The organism is Marinobacterium sedimentorum, assembly GCF_024267675.1.
Classification (GTDB): domain Bacteria; phylum Pseudomonadota; class Gammaproteobacteria; order Pseudomonadales; family Balneatricaceae; genus Marinobacterium_A; species Marinobacterium_A sedimentorum.
In genome coordinates, this window is sequence record NZ_JALDYX010000001.1 from 515,102 (window position 1) to 533,182 (window position 18,081).

At 60.5% G+C, this 18,081-nt stretch carries 20 protein-coding genes; 5 read left to right on the forward strand and 15 right to left on the reverse strand.

The features are described from left to right. Positions 1–88: 88 nt before the first annotated feature. The 8 genes from trmB to ftsY all read right to left on the reverse strand — a co-directional run bounded on the left by trmB (position 89) and on the right by ftsY (position 6,616). Entirely contained in the window at positions 89–781 is a 693-nt protein-coding gene (gene trmB / locus MRS74_RS02340; protein ID WP_254578658.1) for a tRNA (guanosine(46)-N7)-methyltransferase TrmB, read from the reverse strand. A 95-nt stretch (positions 782–876) separates the two neighbouring features. Next, positions 877–1,668: a thiazole synthase gene (locus MRS74_RS02345; protein WP_254578659.1), complete on the reverse strand. Its 792-nt coding sequence runs from the start codon at positions 1,666–1,668 to the stop codon at positions 877–879. 47 nt (positions 1,669–1,715) lie between these two features. Beyond that, positions 1,716–1,916: a sulfur carrier protein ThiS gene (thiS, locus tag MRS74_RS02350; RefSeq protein WP_254578660.1), complete on the reverse strand. Its 201-nt coding sequence runs from the start codon at positions 1,914–1,916 to the stop codon at positions 1,716–1,718. A 52-nt stretch (positions 1,917–1,968) separates the two neighbouring features. Continuing rightward, entirely contained in the window at positions 1,969–2,355 is a 387-nt protein-coding gene (locus MRS74_RS02355) for a DUF423 domain-containing protein (protein WP_254578661.1), read from the reverse strand. A 130-nt stretch (positions 2,356–2,485) separates the two neighbouring features. Further along, entirely contained in the window at positions 2,486–3,343 is an 858-nt protein-coding gene (rpoH, locus tag MRS74_RS02360; protein ID WP_067288973.1) for an RNA polymerase sigma factor RpoH, read from the reverse strand. Positions 3,344–3,530: 187 nt separating this feature from the next. Continuing rightward, a complete protein-coding gene (ftsX, locus tag MRS74_RS02365) occupies positions 3,531–4,508 on the reverse strand; it encodes a permease-like cell division protein FtsX (RefSeq protein ID WP_254578662.1) in 978 nt (325 codons plus the stop codon). Next, positions 4,495–5,166, reverse strand: coding sequence for a cell division ATP-binding protein FtsE (ftsE, locus tag MRS74_RS02370; RefSeq protein ID WP_254578663.1), 672 nt, complete (start codon positions 5,164–5,166; stop codon positions 4,495–4,497). Before ftsE ends, ftsX begins: the two co-directional genes overlap by 14 nt. A gap of 121 nt (positions 5,167–5,287) precedes the next feature. Beyond that, on the reverse strand, positions 5,288–6,616 hold the full coding sequence (gene ftsY, locus MRS74_RS02375; RefSeq protein ID WP_254578664.1) for a signal recognition particle-docking protein FtsY: 1,329 nt from the start codon (positions 6,614–6,616) through the stop codon (positions 5,288–5,290). Between the two features lie 349 nt (positions 6,617–6,965). Between ftsY and MRS74_RS02380 the strand changes: the two genes are divergently transcribed. Together MRS74_RS02380 and rsmD are read left to right on the forward strand one after the other, a co-directional pair. After that, on the forward strand, positions 6,966–8,333 hold the full coding sequence (locus tag MRS74_RS02380; RefSeq protein ID WP_254578665.1) for a hypothetical protein: 1,368 nt from the start codon (positions 6,966–6,968) through the stop codon (positions 8,331–8,333). Positions 8,334–8,342: 9 nt separating this feature from the next. After that, positions 8,343–8,978, forward strand: a complete 636-nt coding sequence (rsmD, locus tag MRS74_RS02385; protein WP_254578666.1) for a 16S rRNA (guanine(966)-N(2))-methyltransferase RsmD — start codon at positions 8,343–8,345, stop codon at positions 8,976–8,978. 34 nt (positions 8,979–9,012) lie between these two features. Here the strand turns inward: rsmD and MRS74_RS02390 are convergent, their stop codons facing one another. Together MRS74_RS02390 and MRS74_RS02395 are read right to left on the reverse strand one after the other, a co-directional pair. Beyond that, positions 9,013–9,624 (reverse strand): TetR family transcriptional regulator, encoded by a 612-nt coding sequence (locus tag MRS74_RS02390; protein ID WP_254578667.1) that lies wholly within the window; start codon positions 9,622–9,624, stop codon positions 9,013–9,015. A gap of 242 nt (positions 9,625–9,866) precedes the next feature. Then, positions 9,867–11,045: a M48 family metallopeptidase gene (locus MRS74_RS02395; protein ID WP_254578668.1), complete on the reverse strand. Its 1,179-nt coding sequence runs from the start codon at positions 11,043–11,045 to the stop codon at positions 9,867–9,869. Between the two features lie 237 nt (positions 11,046–11,282). Between MRS74_RS02395 and coaD the strand changes: the two genes are divergently transcribed. Both coaD and MRS74_RS02405 read left to right on the forward strand, forming a co-directional pair. Then, positions 11,283–11,762 (forward strand): pantetheine-phosphate adenylyltransferase, encoded by a 480-nt coding sequence (gene coaD, locus MRS74_RS02400; protein WP_254578669.1) that lies wholly within the window; start codon positions 11,283–11,285, stop codon positions 11,760–11,762. 36 nt (positions 11,763–11,798) lie between these two features. Continuing rightward, positions 11,799–12,047, forward strand: a complete 249-nt coding sequence (locus tag MRS74_RS02405) for a YfhL family 4Fe-4S dicluster ferredoxin (RefSeq protein WP_254578670.1) — start codon at positions 11,799–11,801, stop codon at positions 12,045–12,047. Positions 12,048–12,189: 142 nt separating this feature from the next. Here MRS74_RS02405 and MRS74_RS02410 read toward each other — a convergent pair whose 3' ends face one another. The 4 genes from MRS74_RS02410 to MRS74_RS02425 all read right to left on the reverse strand — a co-directional run bounded on the left by MRS74_RS02410 (position 12,190) and on the right by MRS74_RS02425 (position 16,973). Beyond that, entirely contained in the window at positions 12,190–12,705 is a 516-nt protein-coding gene (locus tag MRS74_RS02410) for a DUF501 domain-containing protein (RefSeq protein WP_254578671.1), read from the reverse strand. Further along, positions 12,702–13,679 (reverse strand): M14 family metallopeptidase, encoded by a 978-nt coding sequence (locus tag MRS74_RS02415; protein ID WP_254578672.1) that lies wholly within the window; start codon positions 13,677–13,679, stop codon positions 12,702–12,704. The genes MRS74_RS02410 and MRS74_RS02415 overlap by 4 nt, the downstream gene beginning before the upstream one ends. 304 nt (positions 13,680–13,983) lie before the next feature. Continuing rightward, positions 13,984–16,062 carry an ATP-dependent DNA helicase RecG gene (recG, locus tag MRS74_RS02420; protein WP_254578673.1) on the reverse strand — a complete coding sequence of 693 codons (2,079 nt, stop codon included), beginning with the start codon at positions 16,060–16,062 and terminating at the stop codon, positions 13,984–13,986. Next, the gene (locus tag MRS74_RS02425; RefSeq protein WP_254578674.1) at positions 16,059–16,973 is read right to left on the reverse strand and encodes a hydrogen peroxide-inducible genes activator; all 915 of its coding nucleotides are present in this window, start codon (positions 16,971–16,973) and stop codon (positions 16,059–16,061) included. The genes recG and MRS74_RS02425 overlap by 4 nt, the downstream gene beginning before the upstream one ends. Positions 16,974–17,024: 51 nt before the next feature. Here MRS74_RS02425 and MRS74_RS02430 point away from each other — a divergent pair, with 51 nt between their 5' ends. Then, positions 17,025–17,873 (forward strand): SDR family oxidoreductase, encoded by an 849-nt coding sequence (locus MRS74_RS02430; protein WP_254578675.1) that lies wholly within the window; start codon positions 17,025–17,027, stop codon positions 17,871–17,873. A 4-nt stretch (positions 17,874–17,877) separates the two neighbouring features. Here the strand turns inward: MRS74_RS02430 and MRS74_RS02435 are convergent, their stop codons facing one another. Then, positions 17,878–18,018, reverse strand: a complete 141-nt coding sequence (locus tag MRS74_RS02435; protein ID WP_254578676.1) for a MerR family DNA-binding protein — start codon at positions 18,016–18,018, stop codon at positions 17,878–17,880. Positions 18,019–18,081: the final 63 nt, after the last annotated feature.

The window sequence follows — 18,081 nt, forward strand, 5'->3', positions numbered from 1 at the left end:
TACAATACGGCCTGAATTCCCAAACGACAGGCAAAAAAATGCGGACATCTCTGTCCGCATTTCTGTTTCGCTGCCGACTGATTCAAGATCAGTCGATGCGCTCGAAGATCAGATCCCAGACGCCGTGGCCGAGTTTCTCGCCACGGTTCTGGAACTTGGTCACCGGGCGGAAATCTGGCTGCGGCGAGAACTCGCCGGCGCCGGCGCTGTTACGATAGCCATCGGCCGCCGACATGACTTCCATCATGTGCTCGGCATAATTTTCCCAGTCGGTCGCCATATGGAACTGACCGCCAATTTTCAGCTTGCTGCGCACGGTCTGGGCAAAGGCCGACTGCAGGATGCGGCGCTTGTTGTGCTTTTTCTTGTGCCAGGGATCAGGGAAGAACAGCTGCAGGCAGTCCAGGCTGCCATCGGGGATGCACTGTGCCAGCACTTCCACAGCATCTTCGGCATAGACACGGATGTTCGTGAGCCCTTCGGTGCGGGCATTGTTCAGCAGGCGCCCCACACCGGGGCGATGCACTTCGATACCGATGTAGTTTTTCTCCGGCATCTGGCGCGCCATCTGCAACAGGGAATCACCCATGCCAAAACCAATCTCCAGCACCAGCGGCGCTTCACGCCCAAAAAGAGTAGCCGGCTCTATCATGCCGGCGGCGATTTCCAGCCCCAATTCGGGCCAGGCTTCGTCCAGCCCACGCTGCTGGCCTTCGGTCATGCGCCCTGCGCGCAGGACAAAGCTGCGCACTGTGCGCATCGGTTTCTGCTCTTCAGTCATTCTCGGCTTACTTGGATTTTCGGGTTACAGGTTTGCGTGTCGGCTAACGCCGGGCGGGCCAGAAATCACCTGGACGCCCGGTGTTAACAGCAGCATCAGATAATGCCTTCCATGGGGGAAGACGCACTGGCGTACTTCTTGCGCGGCATACGGCCAGCCAGATAGGCTTCGCGGCCGGCTTCGATGGCCTTGCGCATGGCAGACGCCATCAGCAGTGGATCACGAGCACCGGCGATGGCGGTGTTCATCAGTACGCCTGCGCAGCCCATTTCCATGGCCAGCGCGGCATCAGAGGCAGTACCGACACCGGCATCCACCAGAATCGGCACATTGGCCGCTTCCATGATAAGGCGAATGTTGTGTGGGTTCAGGATACCGAGTCCCGAGCCGATGAGGGAGCCCAGCGGCATCACGGCGACACAGCCCATCTCTTCGAGCTGCTTGGCGACGATGGGGTCGTCATTGGTGTATACCATGACCTTGAAGCCATCCTTGACCAGCATTTCGGCACCCTTGAGGGTCTCGACGATGTTGGGGTACAGGGTTTTCTGGTCGCCCAGCACTTCCAGCTTCACCAGGTCGTGGCCGTCCATCAGCTCACGCGCCAGCTTGCAGGTACGCACCGCATCTTCAGCTGTATAGCAACCCGCCGTGTTGGGCAGGATGGTGTACTTTTCCGGCGAAACGGCGTCGAGCAGATTAGGCTCGTCGCGGTTCTGACCGATGTTGGTGCGGCGCACGGCAACCGTGACAATCTGCGCACCACTGGCTTCGATCGCCCGGCGGGTTTCATCAAGGTCCCGGTATTTGCCGGTACCTACCAGCAGCCTGGAACTGTACTCTTTGCCCGCGATAATCAGCGGGTCATGGCGTAATTGCTCTGACATTCCGTCTCCACCGTTCGTAGTGTATTAAGGGATCTTCGCAGCGATACTCAGCCGCCGCCAATGGCATGCACGATTTCTATCTGGTCGCCGTCGTTCAGGCGCAGCGCCGCATGCTGGCTACGCGGAACGATTTCCATATTGACCTCGGCCGCGATGCGCTTGTCGCCCAGCCCCAGCTGTTCAACCAGGTCGGCAAGACTGCTGTCATCCCGCAGCTCCATGGTGTCACCGTTTAGCACTATTCGCATTGATCCAATTCCGAACTTTTTTTCGGCCAGCCGAGTTGGGCTGCTGCCGACATTATTGTTTTGAGGTGCTGAACCGGCACGCGGCCAGACCCAGCATCAGCCAGCCGGCCAGAAAAGCCAGGCCACCCAGCGGCGTCACCGCGCCCAGCCAGTGGATACCGCTGAGCGCCAGTATATAAAGACTGCCACAGAACAGCAGGATGCCTGCGCCAAAACAGGCGCCGCTCAGGCGCAGCCATCGCGACGGGCAGTGCAGGCCCAACAGCAGCACCACCAGCCAGGCCAGACTGTGGTAGAACTGATAGCTCACGGCGGTCTGGAACACATCGAGCATATCCGGCGTCAGACGCCCGCGCAGACCGTGACTGCCAAAGGCCCCCAGTGCCACGGCACAAAAGCCGCTCAGTGCCACCAGGCGCAGGCTGATCGCTGTATTCATCAAGGCCCCCGCAAAATGAAGCGCATTATACCCCAGTGTTGCGATGACGGGTGGCCCGCAGTGTCCGAACATGACAAAGCCGCCCGCAGGCGGCTTTGTTGGCAGTCATAAAGACGGAGTAGTGGGCGGATCAGGCCTGCAGCAGCGCGCCCTTGATCTTCTTCATGGCGTTCTTTTCAAGCTGGCGAATACGTTCCGCGGAGACCTGATACTTGGCGGCCAGTTCGTGCAGCGTGGCTTTTTCATCCATCAGCCAGCGCTGGGCCAGAATGTCCTGGCTGCGCTCATCGAGCTGTTTCATCGCACTCAGCAGATTGGCCTGGGAATTTTCTTCCCAGTTGGAGTTTTCAACCTGCAGCGCGGGGTCGGCCTGATCGTCTTCCAGAAAACTGGCCGGCGCCAGGTAGGCACGGTCTTCGTCTTCATCGGCCGGGGCATCAAAGGCGGTATCGCTGGATGCCAGACGGCCTTCCATCTGTCGAACTACAGCCGAATCAACACCCAGGTCTTCTGCGATGGCATCGACTTCGGCGTTGTTCATCCAGCCCAGGCGTTTTTTCTGCGACCGCAGGTTGAAGAACAGTTTGCGCTGCGCCTTGGTGGTGGCGACCTTGACGATGCGCCAGTTACGCAGAATGAATTCGTGCATTTCAGCCTTGATCCAGTGCACCGCAAAGGACACCAGACGCACGCCCATACTGGGATCAAAACGCTTTACGGCCTTCATGAGGCCGACATTGCCTTCCTGCACCAGGTCTCCCAGCTGCAGCCCGTAGCCGGAGTAGGATTTGGCGATATGTACCACAAAACGCAGATGCGACATAACCAGACGGCGGGCCGCTTCAAGGTCGTTCTGGTAAAACAGGCGCTCTGCCAGTTCGCGCTCTTCCTCTGCCGTCAGCACGGCGATCGCACTGACCGAGCGCATGTAGGCTTCCAGGTTACAACCCGGAGAGAGGATGTCGACGACTTGCAAGCTCTTGCCCATACAGTGTTACCTCAGTGTTACTTTCAGCTTGTCTATCCTGAATCCGCTCATATGACAGGCCCCGGGCAGTGAAGTTCCCAAGGCCACAACAAGCCAGAATTGCCTGCGGACCGGTAAAAATAGCGATATCCAGCCTAAACCGCAAGTGTGACGCCTTCATGTCATGCGTACAGCAGTTGAGAGCGCCTCAACTGGGCTCAATTTGCCGCAGATGATGCCCTACCGCCAGCCAGGCGCCGAGCCAGCCCAGCATCAGGCTGGTCAGCAGCAGAATCAGACTGCCGCTCAGCCCCAGCCCCATGGGTTCAAAATCACTCAGGTAGAGTCGAGCCAGCTCCGCCACCGGCTCCTTGAGCATCAGCAGACTGAACTGAATCAGGCACCAGGCCAGGGCGGCACCCAGCAGGCCATACCAGGCACCCGTATAAAGGAAGGGACGCCGCACCCAGGCATCGGTACCACCCACCAGCTTGGCGACGATGATCTCGTCGCGCCGACTTTCAATCGATACCCGGATGGTATTGCCCACCACCAGCAGCACCGCCATGGCCAGCAGCAGGCCCAGCACCATTACCGCACGCTGGGTCAGCTGCACAAAAGCGCTCAGGCGTTGCAGCCACTCCAGATCCAGCGCCGCCTCATCCACTTCCTCCAGCGCCTGCAGCTTGGCCTTGAGCACCGGCAAGGCCGCCAGACTGCGATCCAGCGGCTGTACCGTAATCACCGCCGGCAGCGGGTTTTCATCCAGCAAATCCACGATATTGCCAAAGCGTGACAGCTCCCGGAATTCCAGCAGGCCCTGGGCACGGCTAATCAGATCCACCGCCGCCAGATCATCCCGCAGCAGCAACTCACGACTGAAGCGATCGGCGGCGGCATCATCCAGCCCAGGGCTCAGATACAGGCTGATGCGGGGTTCGTGGTCCCAGCCCTCGCTGAGCTGCTGCACATTTTTAAGGCCGGTGAGCAAAAAACCGGGCAGGGCCAGGGCGATAGCCAATACCGCCAGCGTGATCAACGTCGGCAAGGGCGTGGCAAAGAGCCGGCTCCAGCTCTGGCGCGCCATCAAGGCATGGTGGCGACGCCAGTTGCGGTGGCGGCTGCGCCTGTCGATACGATCCTGTTGCGCCCCGCGCCGCGGGGTATTTTTTTCATCCACGGCCATCGGCGATCAACCTCCCGTTACGCAGCACCAGAGTGCGGTGGCGCATGCGCTCAATCAGTGAAAGGTCATGGCTGGCGATCAGCACAGTGGTGCCCACCCGATTGAACTGCTGAAACAGCTTCATGATTTCTTCGGACAACTCCGGATCCAGGTTACCGGTGGGCTCATCCGCCAGCAGCACCCGGGGTTTGTGGACGATGGCCCGGGCGATACCGACGCGCTGCTGCTCGCCACTGGAGAGGCTGATCGGGCTCTGGTTTTCCTTTTCCAGCAGGCCGACCTTGTTCAGTGCCGCCCGTACCCGCCGGGCCGCATCTTCGGGCTCATAGCCACAGATCTGCAGCGGCAGCGCTATGTTCTCGAATACGGTGCGATCAAACAGCAGGTGGTGGTTCTGAAACACCACGCCGATACGCCGGCGATGGTAGGGCAGCTCATGCCGGCCCAGCTGCGCCAGGTTCTGCTCGCCCACCACCACCTGCCCCTGGGACGGCCGTTCCATCAGCATGATCATGCGCAGCAGGGTACTTTTGCCGGCGCCGGAATGCCCCGTAAGGAAGGCCATTTCCCCTTCACGCAGCGTGAAAGAGACATTGCTCAGGGCCTCCTGACCACTGAGGTAGCGCTTGCTGACGTTTTCGAAACTGATCAATGCCATGCTGTTGTCCGCACCCGCCCGAAGGCGTGAAAATGAATCCCTGTTACGGGGCCGACGCTACAACGCCGACCCGTCTATTTTCCGCCGTGCGGTGTAGCCGGGCTCGTTAATCGAGCTCCTTTCAATCAAACAGGGCCTGAACGAACTCGTCGGCACTGAACGGACGCAGATCGTCCACCTGTTCACCGACCCCAATATAGCGAATCGGCAGCTTCAGCTGTTTGGCGATGGCAAAGATGATGCCGCCCTTGGCGGTACCATCGAGCTTGGTCAGGGTGATACCGGTCACGCCGACCGCTTCCTTGAAGATACGCGCCTGGCTCATGGCATTCTGTCCGGTGCCGGCATCCAGCACCAGCATCACCTCGTGGGGTGCGTCCATATCCAGCTTCTTCATAACCCGCACCACCTTCTGCAACTCCTGCATCAGGTGGTCCTTGTTCTGCAGGCGCCCGGCAGTATCGGCAATCAGCACATCAACATTGCGTGCCTTGGCCGACTGCAGCGCATCGAAGAGCACCGACGCTGAATCCGCCCCCGTGTGCTGCGCCACCACGGGCACCTGATTGCGCTCACCCCAGACCTGCAGCTGTTCCACCGCGGCGGCACGGAAGGTATCGCCGGCGGCCAGCATCACGGAGCGGCCTTCGGACTGAAAGCGCTTGGCCAGCTTGCCAATAGTCGTGGTTTTGCCCACACCGTTAACGCCCACCATCAAAATAACGTAGGGCTGCTTGCCGGCGGCATCGATCTGCAGCGGCTGCTCGGCCTGATGCAGCAGCGCGGCCAGTTCCTGCTGCAACGCCTGCTGCAGCGCCTGGGCATCGGCCAGCTGATTGCGTGCGACCTTGTCGGTCAGGCGGCTGATGATTTCGCTGGTTGCCTCCACGCCCACATCGGCGGTCAGCAGCAGGGTTTCGATATCTTCCAGCAGCTCGTCGTCGATTTCCTTGGCGCCGAGGAACAGGTTGCCCAGCTGGGCCGACAGGTTGGCCTTGGTTCTACTCAGGCCCGCCTTGATACGGGCCAGCATGCCCTGTTTTTTCGCCGGCGTGTCCAGCACCGCAACCGGTGCTGCCACAGGCGCAACCACTTCGGGTTCCACGAGTCCAGGTTCCACCGGTTCAGCGGGCATCTCGGACACCACTGCATCAACAACCGCATTAACAGCCGCTGGTTTCTCTGCCACAGTGTCCTCTACCGCTACGGCGTCCTGCTCGGCTCTTTCCTGCCTGGCATTGTCAGGCGGGGCGCTGTCCGCCGAAGCCATATCCGCCTCGACAACTGTTACTTCAACCAGATCCGGTGCAGCTGCATCCGGCTCTGATTCAACCTGTTCAGCGGGCGCAGCCTGTTCAACGGGTGGCTGTGCCTCATCCGCCTCAACGACCGGCGGCATCTGCTCCTTGCTGCCGGAAGTGCCGAACAGGGATTTTAATTTCTTGAACATCGAATGTCCTCAGATCTGCTAACAACGGGCACCAGCACCCGGATTTGGGCGCCTTGAAAAGCCTCAGGACGGGTCATCGCCCCTGATGTAAAAATATATCGCGAGCATCGCTACTGTGAATATGGCCGCGCCTGTATAGGTAACGATCGAGTAATCCCACTCGTTTTCCACCAGCCACCTGAACAAAGCTTCCATCGACATGCTCCAAGCCTGCGAAAGGCTTAACTTTCGAGCGCAATATCTTATCATAGGCGCCACGCAAGTTATTAAGCCCCACGCATTACAGATCGCGGATCTGCCGTGCACAGCTTGCCAAGCCACCGACACCCGCAAATGGAATCCTGCAGTCATGGCCACCGAGCACAAGCCGCTGTTCAATCCGCTCTACCTCAAGGCGCTGATCCTGATCCTGCCGATACTGATCGTATTGCTGGCATCCCTTGGGCCCAAAGCTGTCAGCTATCCCGACATAGAGCACAGCGAAACACACCCCCTTTACTGGATCGAACAGCCCGACAGACCCGACAACGAACTGCGCCTGCTGCTGCCCGCTGCAGTGGCATTGGATCCGGAACAGCGCATTCTGCAACAGACACTGGCCATGCTGCTGCAGCAGCGCCTGCACCAGCCCGCGCTCCAGTCCCTGCTCACACCGGTGCCGCACACTCAGGTCACTGCGCTGCCGGATCACCTGCAGATCAGCCTGCGCTGGCCAGCCGGTGAAAAACTGCCGGAACTGGACGCCGTCCTGCAGGCACTGCAGCAGACTCCCGAATCAGATTCCGCAGCCGCCACCCTGGCGCGCATCCGGGCGCAGGCCTATCTCGATGGCCAGGACCCGGCGCAGCGACTGCTGAACCGGCTGCAACAACAGCTACAGCAGCCAACGCAGCGGGCCAGGACCAGCGCAATATCGGCCGCTGATGTATTGCAGCAGTACCACCGTCTGTTCAGCCAGCCACCCTTGCAGATACTGGGCGGCCCGGACGCCGCGAAGCTTGCCGAACAACTGGACGCCGCCGCGCCAGGAACAAGGGATGGCGCCGGCATGTTTGCCAGTGCTGTTACCGCCGAGCACTCAGAGCCCGGGCACCAGCCCGAGCGACACGACGCCACGCCGCCGCAACCTGTCAAACTGCAGCTGAGCGATGCCCGACTGCCCGCCATGTACCTGCTGGGAGCCAGCATGCCGGGCCGTGATGCCAAGGATTATGCCGCCCAGCTGCTGGCCATCCGCAGCCTGCAGCGGGCGCTGGAACTGCGCCCGGATACAGCAGGGTACTATCGGCTGGTGTGGCAACAGTCCCGCGACAGTGGCTACCGGGCACTGATTCTCGCCGGTCAGCCCACCAGGGCGCAGACCCTGCCAGCAGAGGCGCAGCGAACCGCTGCACCTCCCGCTGATGAAAGGGTGGCGGGGTCTTCCGTAATTGATAGCGCCGTGTTTGACAGCGCCCTGATTGATACAGCAGTGATTAGTGCACAGCTGATTGATGACACCCGCCAGCAGCTGTTGCTGCAGCTGCGCGAACAACTGCAGACACCCCAGGGCCAGCTGGATCAGCTCGCCACCCTGGCGTTCAATAATCTGCCCGGGCAACGCCTGGACACTATTCTGGATCAGCTCCAGGCCGTGCCCGGGGATGACATTGGCCCGAGAATCGCGCACTATCTCGCCCCCGAGACCCAGATTCTTATCACCCTAAACGGACAGTGAAACCGCCGCATGCCCAAGCCTACCAAGTCAAACCGGTCTCCCCGCGTGCCGGAACCCGCCAGCGGCGAGCTGCGCATCATTGCCGGCAGCTGGCGCGGTCGCAAACTCAAGTTCCCCGCCCTGACCGGCCTGCGCCCAACGCCCAACCGGGTTCGCGAGACGCTGTTTAACTGGGTGCAGGCGTCGGTACAGGGATCACGCTGTCTGGATCTGTTTGCCGGCAGTGGCGCCCTGGGGCTCGAAGCCCTGTCACGGGGTGCAGGCTCGGTGACCTTTATCGACAACGCAACCCAGGCCGTGCGCCAGCTGCGAGACAACCTGCAACTGCTCAAGGCGGATAATGCCGAAGTGCAGACAGCCGCCGCCATGGACTGGCTCCAGCGCCATGAACTGGGGACAACGCCCGGCTATGACCTGGTGTTTCTGGATCCGCCGTTTCACTGCGATCTGCTGCCCCAGGCCTGCGAACTGCTGGAGTCCCGCAACCTGCTGGCCAGCCAGGCGCTGATCTACATCGAATCGGAATCCCAGCTCGGCACACCGCAACTGCCGGACAACTGGCGCCAACTGCGCAGCAAAACCGCAGGCAAGGTCACCTACGGTCTTTATATCCGCGACCCAGCCACCGATACCGACCCGGCCTGACATTCGCTTCAGGGCGGCCTTATCGGCAACTCGCTTACAGACCGCGCAAACAGCTGCGCACCAACAGCGCCCCCTGCTCACGGCAGGAGAACAGCTCTGGTGCCAGCAACAGTGACTGCACCAGGCCCAGCACCAGACAGCAGATGGATTTGGCCATGGGTTCGAGCTGGGACTTTTTCAGCCCGACCAGCTGCTGCTTGCGCGCCTGCTTGAGAAAATACTGGATATGCCCCACACCCTGATTCAGCGCACGCTGACGTTGCTGCGCCAATGCGGCAACACCGGCGCAGCTGTCGTTGCCGGCGTAAAACAGCTGATAGACCCGCTGCGCCTGCGCATCCCCGGTAATGTCCCGCATCAACCCCAGCAGATAGCCTTCCAATGCATTCAGCGCCTGCTGCCGCGACGCCTGCAGCTGCTCCAGATAATGCCGGTCAAAGGGGAGTGAGACCCGCTGAAACAGTGCCTCCAGCAGGGCCTCACGATTTTTGAAGTGCCAGTAGAGGGCGCCATGGGTCACACCGGCATGGGCCGCCACATCCTTGAGCGTTGCCGTGGCCGCGCCTCGCTGACTGAATACCTCCAGTGCCGCCATCAGCAACGCCTGCCGGGTTTGTTCTGCTTCCTGCGGTGTACGCCTTGCCATTCGCCTTCCAGTCCCTGAATACGCAAAGGCCCGATACGGGCCTTACATGTGCAGGTCAATGTATCGCTGATAGATGACAGTAGGGTGACAGACGCACGTCTAGCAGGCGCAGCTAAGGGCATTGGCTATACATTCAGAGTGCAATGCCAGAAAAGAACCCCGCACAGGCAGGTTGCGTGCGGGGCGGGAGAGGGGGTTATGTCCGCCAGCTGTTAAGACGAGCGGTAGTGTGCAGCCGCAGGCTAACGCGGGCTGGCATCATCCACATAGTATTTGAGCTGCATGGATGCCAAGGCTCCGACGCTCAGCTGCGACGAACTGAACTGAGCCTCGAACGCCTGTCCGGGCTGCACAGTGCCTGGAATCTGCGCGATATAGCGCTGCACCTTGCCCTCCTGATCCTTGATCAGCACACCCATCACCAGATTATCCAGCGCGCTCACACCAGTGTAGCGCCAGCGCACCTGCCAGCTGTTCTGGTCAATTACGGTCTCGCCCAAGGACTGCATCTGCTGCATCAGCGCGGCGAGCTGAGCCTGCTGCTGCGACTGGCGGGATTCCTCCTGCTTGACGCCCTGATGCTTCACATAGGTGCCCAGCGTTGTGCCCAGCAGTGCGGCGACGCCGCCCCCCTGACCGGCGGCCATGGTATCGTTGCGCTTCTGCCAGAGCACATTGTTCTCCAGCAGGACCGCGGCGTCCGGGTTCTCCCGCCCCTTGCGGTAATACCCCTGTACCAGGCGCGCCGTTGCCGCCGTTTCCTCGGCCCGTGCGCGGTTTACCGGGTGGGTATGGAAGAAGAGCCCGCCGGCGTTGCCCTTTTCACGGTACTGCCGGGCCCAGATGCGACTGGCGGCCATGGGATCAAAACCGGCCAGTGCGGCATAGAGCACCGCTATACGATCCGCTTCGCGCTCATTTTCATGGGTAAAGGCCGCCTGATAGCCATTGCGGCCAGCGGAGCTGGAGCCCGTCAGCGTCGCCAGTGTCTGGAAGCCCTGGCTCTCAAAGGCATGATTGGCGACTGTGTGCGCCACCTCATGGGCAATCACCGCCGCCAGTTCATCGTCATCCTGCAACTGCTGCATCAGCCCCAGGTGCACCACTATATAGGTGCCACCGGTGGTGAAGGCGTTGAAATCCGGGCGATCAATCAGGACCGGCTGCCAGCGTTCGGATTTGAGATGACTAATACGCAGCACCCGATCAAACAGGCGCGTCAGGCGGGCATACTGGGCCTCATCCAGCTGACCGTTGATGTTGCTTTCGGTGCGCAGCAGCTGCTCGACCGCAGCGTTGCCCTGGCGAATCTGCGCACTGCGTCCGGCCAGCGAGAGGCTGCGTTCACCGGTAACCCTGTCCTGTTCACTGACCACGCCCACCACATTGTAAATACCCGCGTCGACCGCCTGCAGGGACATACAGCCCGACAGCAGTAGTAAGGATACCGGAAGTATCATCCGGAGCCCGGAACACGACATTTTGTGCTTCATTTAGACCTCTTCATCATATGCCCATATAGAATATAAAAATATTTTTTAATAACTCAGACACATAACCACATTCCATTAATGTATTTGTACGCTCCTGCCAATTCGGCTAACATGCCGCTTTCGCGATATACTCCCGGCAGCAGCATAACCATCAGCGAGAGCTTTATGAATACGGCTGTCTATCCCGGCACCTTTGATCCTATTACCAATGGTCACACCGACCTCGTTCAACGTGCCGCGCGCATCTTTGACCGGGTCGTGGTTTCAGTGGCGGCAAGCCCGAAAAAAGCACCGATGCTGCCACTTGAACAGCGCGTTGAGCTGGCAAGGGAAGTACTGCAGCACTTGCCCAATGTTGAAGTCATTGGCTTCAACTGCCTGCTGGCCGATCTGGTGGAACAACAGAGCGCCAATATAATACTGCGAGGATTGCGGGCCGTATCGGATTTCGAATACGAATTCCAGCTGGCCAACATGAATCGCAAGCTTGCACCGCAGGCTGAAAGCATGTTTCTGACCCCGGCGGAACATCTTTCCTACATATCCTCCACTCTGATTCGCGAGATCGCGAGTCTGGGCGGTGATGTGAGCAAATTTGTTCATCCTGCTGTCTCAAAAGCCATGCAGGAAAGTCTGGGACTATAACGTTTCTTATTTACGCAGTGAGTGAGGTAGCCGACCATGGCATTGATGATTACCGACGAATGCATCAACTGTGATGTATGCGAGCCAGAATGCCCGAACGAGGCAATCACTCCGGGTGATGAAATCTATGAAATCGACCCGGGCAAATGCACCGAGTGCGTAGGCCACTACGACACACCGCAGTGCGTTGAAGTCTGCCCCGTCGACTGTATTCCAAAGGATCCGGATCATGTGGAAACGCAGGATCAGCTGATGATCAAGTACAGCGTCCTGACGGGCAAGTAAGCCATAGGCACGCCGCCTGAAAGCCGGTTAGATCCTTCCCCGAGGAACTGATCAGCTGTTGATCAGGCAACAAAAATCCGCAGCCCATGCTATGGCCTGCGGATTTTTTGTTGCCTGCTGTTCGCCCCGGAAGTCCCCGAGCTCAGATGCGAATTTTCAGGTTATTCAGACCGAATTCTGCATCCATGCGCTGGCCGATGACATTCTCGCCACAGAGGTGATGGGCGTACTGCATATGCAGGCAGCGCACCTTGTCCCACTGCGAAATCCCGCCAATGCCGTACTGCTCGAACAGGTGGGTAAAGCCCAGTTGTTCTATCTGCTCCCGGTCCTTCGGATCCATCAGCTGCCAGCGTTGTGCCACATAGCTGACATGATTCAGCCGAAAGGCTTCACGCAGCGTCTCGTCCTGCTGTATTTCCTGTTCAATCTGTTTCACCCAGCCCGAGGTCTCTATTTCGGCAATGGCGCGGTACAGATCCTTCGAACACAGCCAGAACAGGGTCGGAAAGGGGCGGTTGTCCACCAGGGAACGAATTTGCAGCACCGTGGGGATGCCATCGGCCGTCTGATGGGCGATGCCTACCAGGCCGCGCGGTTTGCGTCCTAACTGGCGGGCAATCATGTCCAGCTGTGTTGGCGTCAGTGTCGTTATCATCCCAGAAACTCGGCTAAGGTCACGGCTTCAGCACCGCACACCGGAATGCGTGCGGGCATGATCAACGTGCAATTATCGAAAGGCGCCGTCAGCGGGCCCGTATCCTGTGCATATACTTCGCCCCGCGCAATACGCTCAAAACCCCGGTACGGCTGGCTGAAGCGAAAGTGTTCGGTGCGCGCCTCAATGACTTCCCGAATCCGGTAGTGCCCGGCGCGGTGGTCGGGCTCGTAGCCCCAGGGCGGTATCAGGGCATCCTGCTCCAGCAGGCCGGCACGATACAGCACTCGGCGCGTTATCGCATGTGCCTGCTGGGCACTGTCGAGCTCAAAGTGTGAGCCGCACTCGGCCACCAGACCATGACAGCCTTTGCGGCCGTGCTGCATGGCATAGGAAATCAGCATGCCGGGGTGATAGCCACCGAGCTTGTAGAGCAGCTGCGCAAAGGGAAAGCCCAGGGTGGCAACCAGTGCGCTGCAGTCGGGCAACTCGGGGTAGATCAGCATCGGTGCCACCGGATTGCTGGTGGAATGCAGATCCAGCACCAGATCCGCTTCGCGCAGCAGTGGCGCCAGGCGGGCGGCGCGGCGGCTTTCTTCGCTGTCGGGGTGCTTGAGGCGCGCCGGCAACCAGACCCTGTTGCCGTCCTCATCTACGCAGCGGCTGGCATAGGGGCGCTGCGGATCAAACCGCTGGTAGGCCGTCACATTGTTGAACATCAGCGTCAGGCTGCCACGCAGCGGTCGTACGTCCTGCTCCAGCAATTCGCACAACGCATGGGCGCCACAAAATTCGTTGCCATGGGTCAGGCCGATGATGACGACATCAGGACCGCTGCGGTCAGACTCGAAGCGGTGGCAATAGTCGACACCGGTATTGCCGTGTCTATAGGCGCCAAGATCAAGCGGCAACAGATCCAGCGTTGGCAGCTCGAGCCTGAGCTCGGAACCTGCGAGGGAAGATGGGCTATTCATGGTCACTCACTGCATGCATCTGCTGATCAGTTTAGCAGCCCGCGGCTTTGAATTGTCTGCCGTTGCAGCCTGTCGGGCTTGGCCGGTCGTCACGAGGGAAAGACCGATTTGAGTTAGTTTTTGAGCTCTTTTAAGGCAATAAATCGGCAGGATAGCCGATTTACACAGCGTAAGCTGCCCACCGGGCAAGCTACACGGATGTAGCTTGTGAATAGTGGTTCTATTTAACAAGAAAGAGTACATAAAATAATCAAATTCGACTTTTCCGCAGTAGATCAGTGTTAAGTCCGACAGGCTGCCAGGCTCAGACGTGGCCGTATTCCTCGCCCTGACCCAGCCAGCGCCTTATCACGGCGCTGCCGAGCGAGGCATCCTGCTGGATCTGCAGCGCGACCTCGCGCACCCCTGGCAACAGGTCGGCATCGCGGCTCAGATCGGCAATGCGAAACTGCATCATGCCGGTCTGGCGCGTCCCCAGCACCTCGCCCGGGCCACGCAGTTCAAGGTCCTTTTCAGCGATACGAAAACCATCGGTGGTTTCACGCATGACCGCCAGGCGCTCGCGGCCCTGCTTCGACAGCGGCACCTGATACATCAGCACGCAGAAACTCTCCTGGCTGCCACGCCCGACCCGCCCGCGCAGCTGATGCAGCTGCGCCAGCCCCAGACGCTCCGGATTTTCGATAATCATCAGGCTGGCATTGGGTACATCCACACCGACCTCGATGACGGTGGTGGCCACCAGCAGATCCAGCTCGGCCGCCTTGAACTGCGCCATCACGCTGGCCTTTTCGGTTGCCTTCATGCGCCCGTGTACCAGGCCGATACGCAGATCCGGCAAGGCTTCGCGCAACTTTTCACAGGTCACCTCGGCGGCCTGGCACTGCAGCGCTTCGGACTCGTCGATCAGGGTGCAGACCCAATAGGCCTGGCGCCCCTGGGCGCAGGCCAGACTCACGCGCTGCACCACTTCCTGCCGGCGCCCATCGGCAATTACCACCGTATTCACCGGCGTGCGCCCCGGCGGAAGTTCGTCGATGATTGAACAATCCAGATCCGCGTAGGCGCTCATGGTCAGGGTGCGGGGGATGGGCGTTGCCGTCATGATCAGCTGATGGGGGGCGCGCTCGCCGTTGCGCCCCTTTTCACGCAGGCTGAGACGCTGGTGCACACCGAAGCGGTGCTGTTCATCGACCACGACCAGACCTAGATCCTGAAACTGCACTTCATCCTGAAACAGCGCGTGCGTACCCACCACCAGCCGGGCACTGCCATCCTGAATGGCCGCCAGCTGCTTCTGCCGCGCCTTGCCTTTCACTTTACCGGCCAGCCAGGCCACTTCGATACCCAGTGGCTCCAGCCACTGGGTGAAGTTGTTACGGTGCTGCTCGGCCAGAATTTCGGTCGGCGCCATGATCGCTGCCTGGACGCCATTCTCCACCGCCTGCAAGGCGGCCAACGCCGCCACCAGGGTCTTGCCGGAGCCAACATCGCCCTGAATCAGGCGCAGCATTGGAAACGTCTTGGCCATATCCCTGGCAACATCGTTGCATACCCGCTGCTGGGCACCGGTCAGCGGGAACGCCAGGGCGGCCAGAAACGGCTTCACCAGAGTGCCACGGTAAGGCAACGCCGGTGCCCCCTGCTGTTGCGCCTGCTGGCGCAGATTCAGCAGGGTCAGATGGTGGGCCAGCAACTCTTCAAAGGCGAGGCGGCGCTGGCAGGGATGGCGGCCTTCGAGCAGCAGATCCTGGTTGGCATCCACCGGCGGCTGATGCAGATAGCGGATGGAGTCATCCAGCCCCGGCAGCTTCCATTGGCGACGCAATGTTTCGGGCAGAAGATCGGGCAGGGCACCGGGCTGCAAACATTGCATGGCCAGGGTCACAAGGCTGCGCAGCCGTGTCTGGTGCAGGCCTTCGGTCGCCGGATACACCGGCGTCAGGGTGGTGTCCACAGTTACCGGGCCATCCCCTTCGATGCGGCTGTACTCGGGATGCACCATTTCAAGTCCGCCGGGCCCCGGGCGCACTTCACCGAAGCAACGCAACCGAACCCCGGGCAGCAGCTGGTTTTTCTGCGCCGCACTGAAATGAAAAAAACGCAGGCTGATGGTGCCGGTGCCGTCCTGCATGCGGCACAGCAGCGCCCGGCGGCGCCCCTGCATCAGGTCCGCCACCTTGATTTCACCCGTGACGACGCACTCGTCGCCTGGGCGCAGCGCGCCTATGGGCACGACCCGGGTACGATCCTGGTAACGCAGCGGCAGGTGAAACAGCAAATCCTGCAGCGTATGCAGCCCCAGGCGCTCGAGCTTGAGTTCCAGCGCCGCCCCCACGCCCTTGAGCCGGGTGACCGGCAGATCCGACAGCAGTTCTGTCATGCAGACTCGTCCGCCGTCACCAGCTGACAGCGGCTCAGGGACTCGATCAGCACATCAATCGCCTTGGGGCGGGGGAAACTGGCACGCCAGGCGATAGCCACAGTACGCATGGGCTGGGGCATCAGGAACGGGCGTACGACTACAAGATCGGACTGATAGTGGCCCTGCACAGCCGACTGCGGCAATACGCTGGTGCCCAGGCCCGAAGCCACCATCATGCGGATGGTTTCCAGCGAGCTGCCTTCGGTCAGATGATGACGCTGGTGCATCGCCTGTGCCAGGGTGGGGCAGGACTCCAGCACATGGTCGCGGAAGCAGTGACCTTCCCCCAGCATCAGCAGCTCGGTTTCATCCAGCCGCTGGCTGTCGATTGCATCCAGGCTCGCCCAGGGGTGCTTGCGCGGCAACAGCATCATGAAAGGCTCATCATAGAGCGCGCGCGTCAGCACATCGGGCTCACTGAACGGCAGCGCCACAATAATGGCATCCAGATCGCCGTTGCGAATCTTGCCGCGCAGGGTTTCGGTGAAATTCTCTTCGATATAGAGCGGCATCTGCGGCGCCAGCCGCTGCACTTCCGGCACCAGATGGGGGAACAGGTAAGGCCCGATGGTGTAGATCGCGCCCACCCGTAGCGGGCTGCACAGCTGATCCTTGCCCTGCTGGGCCAGATCCTTGATGGTATCGGCCTGCTCCAGCACCTTCTGCGCCTGCTGCACAATGCGCTCACCCGTGGGCGTCACGCGCACCGAGTTCTTGCTGCGCTCGAACAGGGCAATACCCAGCTCCTCTTCCAGTTTCTTGACAGCGATGGACAGCGTTGGCTGACTCACATAACAGCGCTCAGCGGCATGGCCAAAATGCTGTTCCCGGGCGAGGGTAACGATGTAGCGCAGCTCAGTGAGCGTCATCCAAAGATTCCTTTGCTATGATGGCAGCCGGCACAACAGGGAGAAGGGCCCATGCACAAGCAGCAAATTCTGATCGCAGGCTGCGGCGACGTTGGCAGCACACTGGGCCTGGCACTGACCACTGCGGGGCACAAGGTGTTTGGCCTGCGCCGTACTATAAACCAGCTGCCAGCCGGCATCCAAGGTATCCCGGGAGATCTGACCAACCCAGCCAGCCTCAGCGGCGCCCTGCCGGAGTGCGATATCCTGGTGTACTGCGCCGCGGCCAGCAGCCATGAGGAGGCCGGTTACCGCGCCGCCTATGTCGACGGCCTGGCCAATGTACTGGCCGCACTGCCGGCTGCGCCGCGCCTGCTGCTGTTTACCTCCAGCAGCGGCGTTTATCATCAGGCCGACGGCAGCTGGGTCGATGAAAGCAGCCCCACCGAACCCGAGCGCTTCAGCGGCCGCATTATGCTGCAGGCCGAACAGCTTGCGCTCAGCTGCGGCATTAATGCCTCAGTCGTACGTTTTAGCGGTATTTATGGCCCGGGTCGTAACCAGCTGATCAACCAGGTGCGCAGCGGCCTGGGTGCACCGGCGACACCAGCCCACTACAGCAATCGCATTCACCGCGACGACTGCGCCGGCGTGCTTAAGCACCTGATCGACCTGCATCTGCTAGACAAGCCGCTGGAGCCCGTCTATCTGGCCAGTGACGATGCGCCCGCCGCCCTGCATGAAGTGACGCAATGGCTGGCCGGCGAACTGGGCCTGGAGATCAGTGAAACCCGCCCGACCCGGCGCGGCGGCAGCAAACGCTGCCGCAATACCCGCCTCAAGGCCTGCGGCTATCGCTTTATTTACCCGGACTTTCGCAGTGGTTACCGGGCCCTGCTGCAGCAGGTACCCGCCAACTGATCTTTTACTCCAAGGCCTGCCGCATGGCCTGCAGATCGGCGATCTTGGCTTCCACATCCTGCAGATGCGCCCGGGTCAGCTGATCCGCCTCGTGACAGGGGCTCCCGCGGGCAATGTTAATCGGGCACAGCTGTAACCCTTGCACTCCCGCTTACCCGCTTACCCTGTGGGCTACTCCGGTCCCTGATCCAGCGCTTCTATGAGACGA

What these genes read in the sequence shown, in the direction of transcription:
- trmB (WP_254578658.1), bottom strand. Translation starts at nt 781, where the DNA reads ATGACTGAAGAGCAGAAACCGATGCGCACAGTGCGCAGCTTTGTCCTG.
- MRS74_RS02345 (WP_254578659.1), bottom strand. Translation starts at nt 1,668, where the DNA reads ATGTCAGAGCAATTACGCCATGACCCGCTGATTATCGCGGGCAAAGAG.
- thiS (WP_254578660.1), bottom strand. Translation starts at nt 1,916, where the DNA reads ATGCGAATAGTGCTAAACGGTGACACCATGGAGCTGCGGGATGACAGC.
- MRS74_RS02355 (WP_254578661.1), bottom strand. Translation starts at nt 2,355, where the DNA reads ATGAATACAGCGATCAGCCTGCGCCTGGTGGCACTGAGCGGCTTTTGT.
- rpoH (WP_067288973.1), bottom strand. Translation starts at nt 3,343, where the DNA reads ATGGGCAAGAGCTTGCAAGTCGTCGACATCCTCTCTCCGGGTTGTAAC.
- ftsX (WP_254578662.1), bottom strand. Translation starts at nt 4,508, where the DNA reads ATGGCCGTGGATGAAAAAAATACCCCGCGGCGCGGGGCGCAACAGGAT.
- ftsE (WP_254578663.1), bottom strand. Translation starts at nt 5,166, where the DNA reads ATGGCATTGATCAGTTTCGAAAACGTCAGCAAGCGCTACCTCAGTGGT.
- ftsY (WP_254578664.1), bottom strand. Translation starts at nt 6,616, where the DNA reads ATGTTCAAGAAATTAAAATCCCTGTTCGGCACTTCCGGCAGCAAGGAG.
- MRS74_RS02380 (WP_254578665.1), top strand. Translation starts at nt 6,966, where the DNA reads ATGGCCACCGAGCACAAGCCGCTGTTCAATCCGCTCTACCTCAAGGCG.
- rsmD (WP_254578666.1), top strand. Translation starts at nt 8,343, where the DNA reads ATGCCCAAGCCTACCAAGTCAAACCGGTCTCCCCGCGTGCCGGAACCC.
- MRS74_RS02390 (WP_254578667.1), bottom strand. Translation starts at nt 9,624, where the DNA reads ATGGCAAGGCGTACACCGCAGGAAGCAGAACAAACCCGGCAGGCGTTG.
- MRS74_RS02395 (WP_254578668.1), bottom strand. Translation starts at nt 11,045, where the DNA reads ATGTCCCTGCAGGCGGTCGACGCGGGTATTTACAATGTGGTGGGCGTG.
- coaD (WP_254578669.1), top strand. Translation starts at nt 11,283, where the DNA reads ATGAATACGGCTGTCTATCCCGGCACCTTTGATCCTATTACCAATGGT.
- MRS74_RS02405 (WP_254578670.1), top strand. Translation starts at nt 11,799, where the DNA reads ATGGCATTGATGATTACCGACGAATGCATCAACTGTGATGTATGCGAG.
- MRS74_RS02410 (WP_254578671.1), bottom strand. Translation starts at nt 12,705, where the DNA reads ATGATAACGACACTGACGCCAACACAGCTGGACATGATTGCCCGCCAG.
- MRS74_RS02415 (WP_254578672.1), bottom strand. Translation starts at nt 13,679, where the DNA reads ATGAATAGCCCATCTTCCCTCGCAGGTTCCGAGCTCAGGCTCGAGCTG.
- recG (WP_254578673.1), bottom strand. Translation starts at nt 16,062, where the DNA reads ATGACAGAACTGCTGTCGGATCTGCCGGTCACCCGGCTCAAGGGCGTG.
- MRS74_RS02425 (WP_254578674.1), bottom strand. Translation starts at nt 16,973, where the DNA reads ATGACGCTCACTGAGCTGCGCTACATCGTTACCCTCGCCCGGGAACAG.
- MRS74_RS02430 (WP_254578675.1), top strand. Translation starts at nt 17,025, where the DNA reads ATGCACAAGCAGCAAATTCTGATCGCAGGCTGCGGCGACGTTGGCAGC.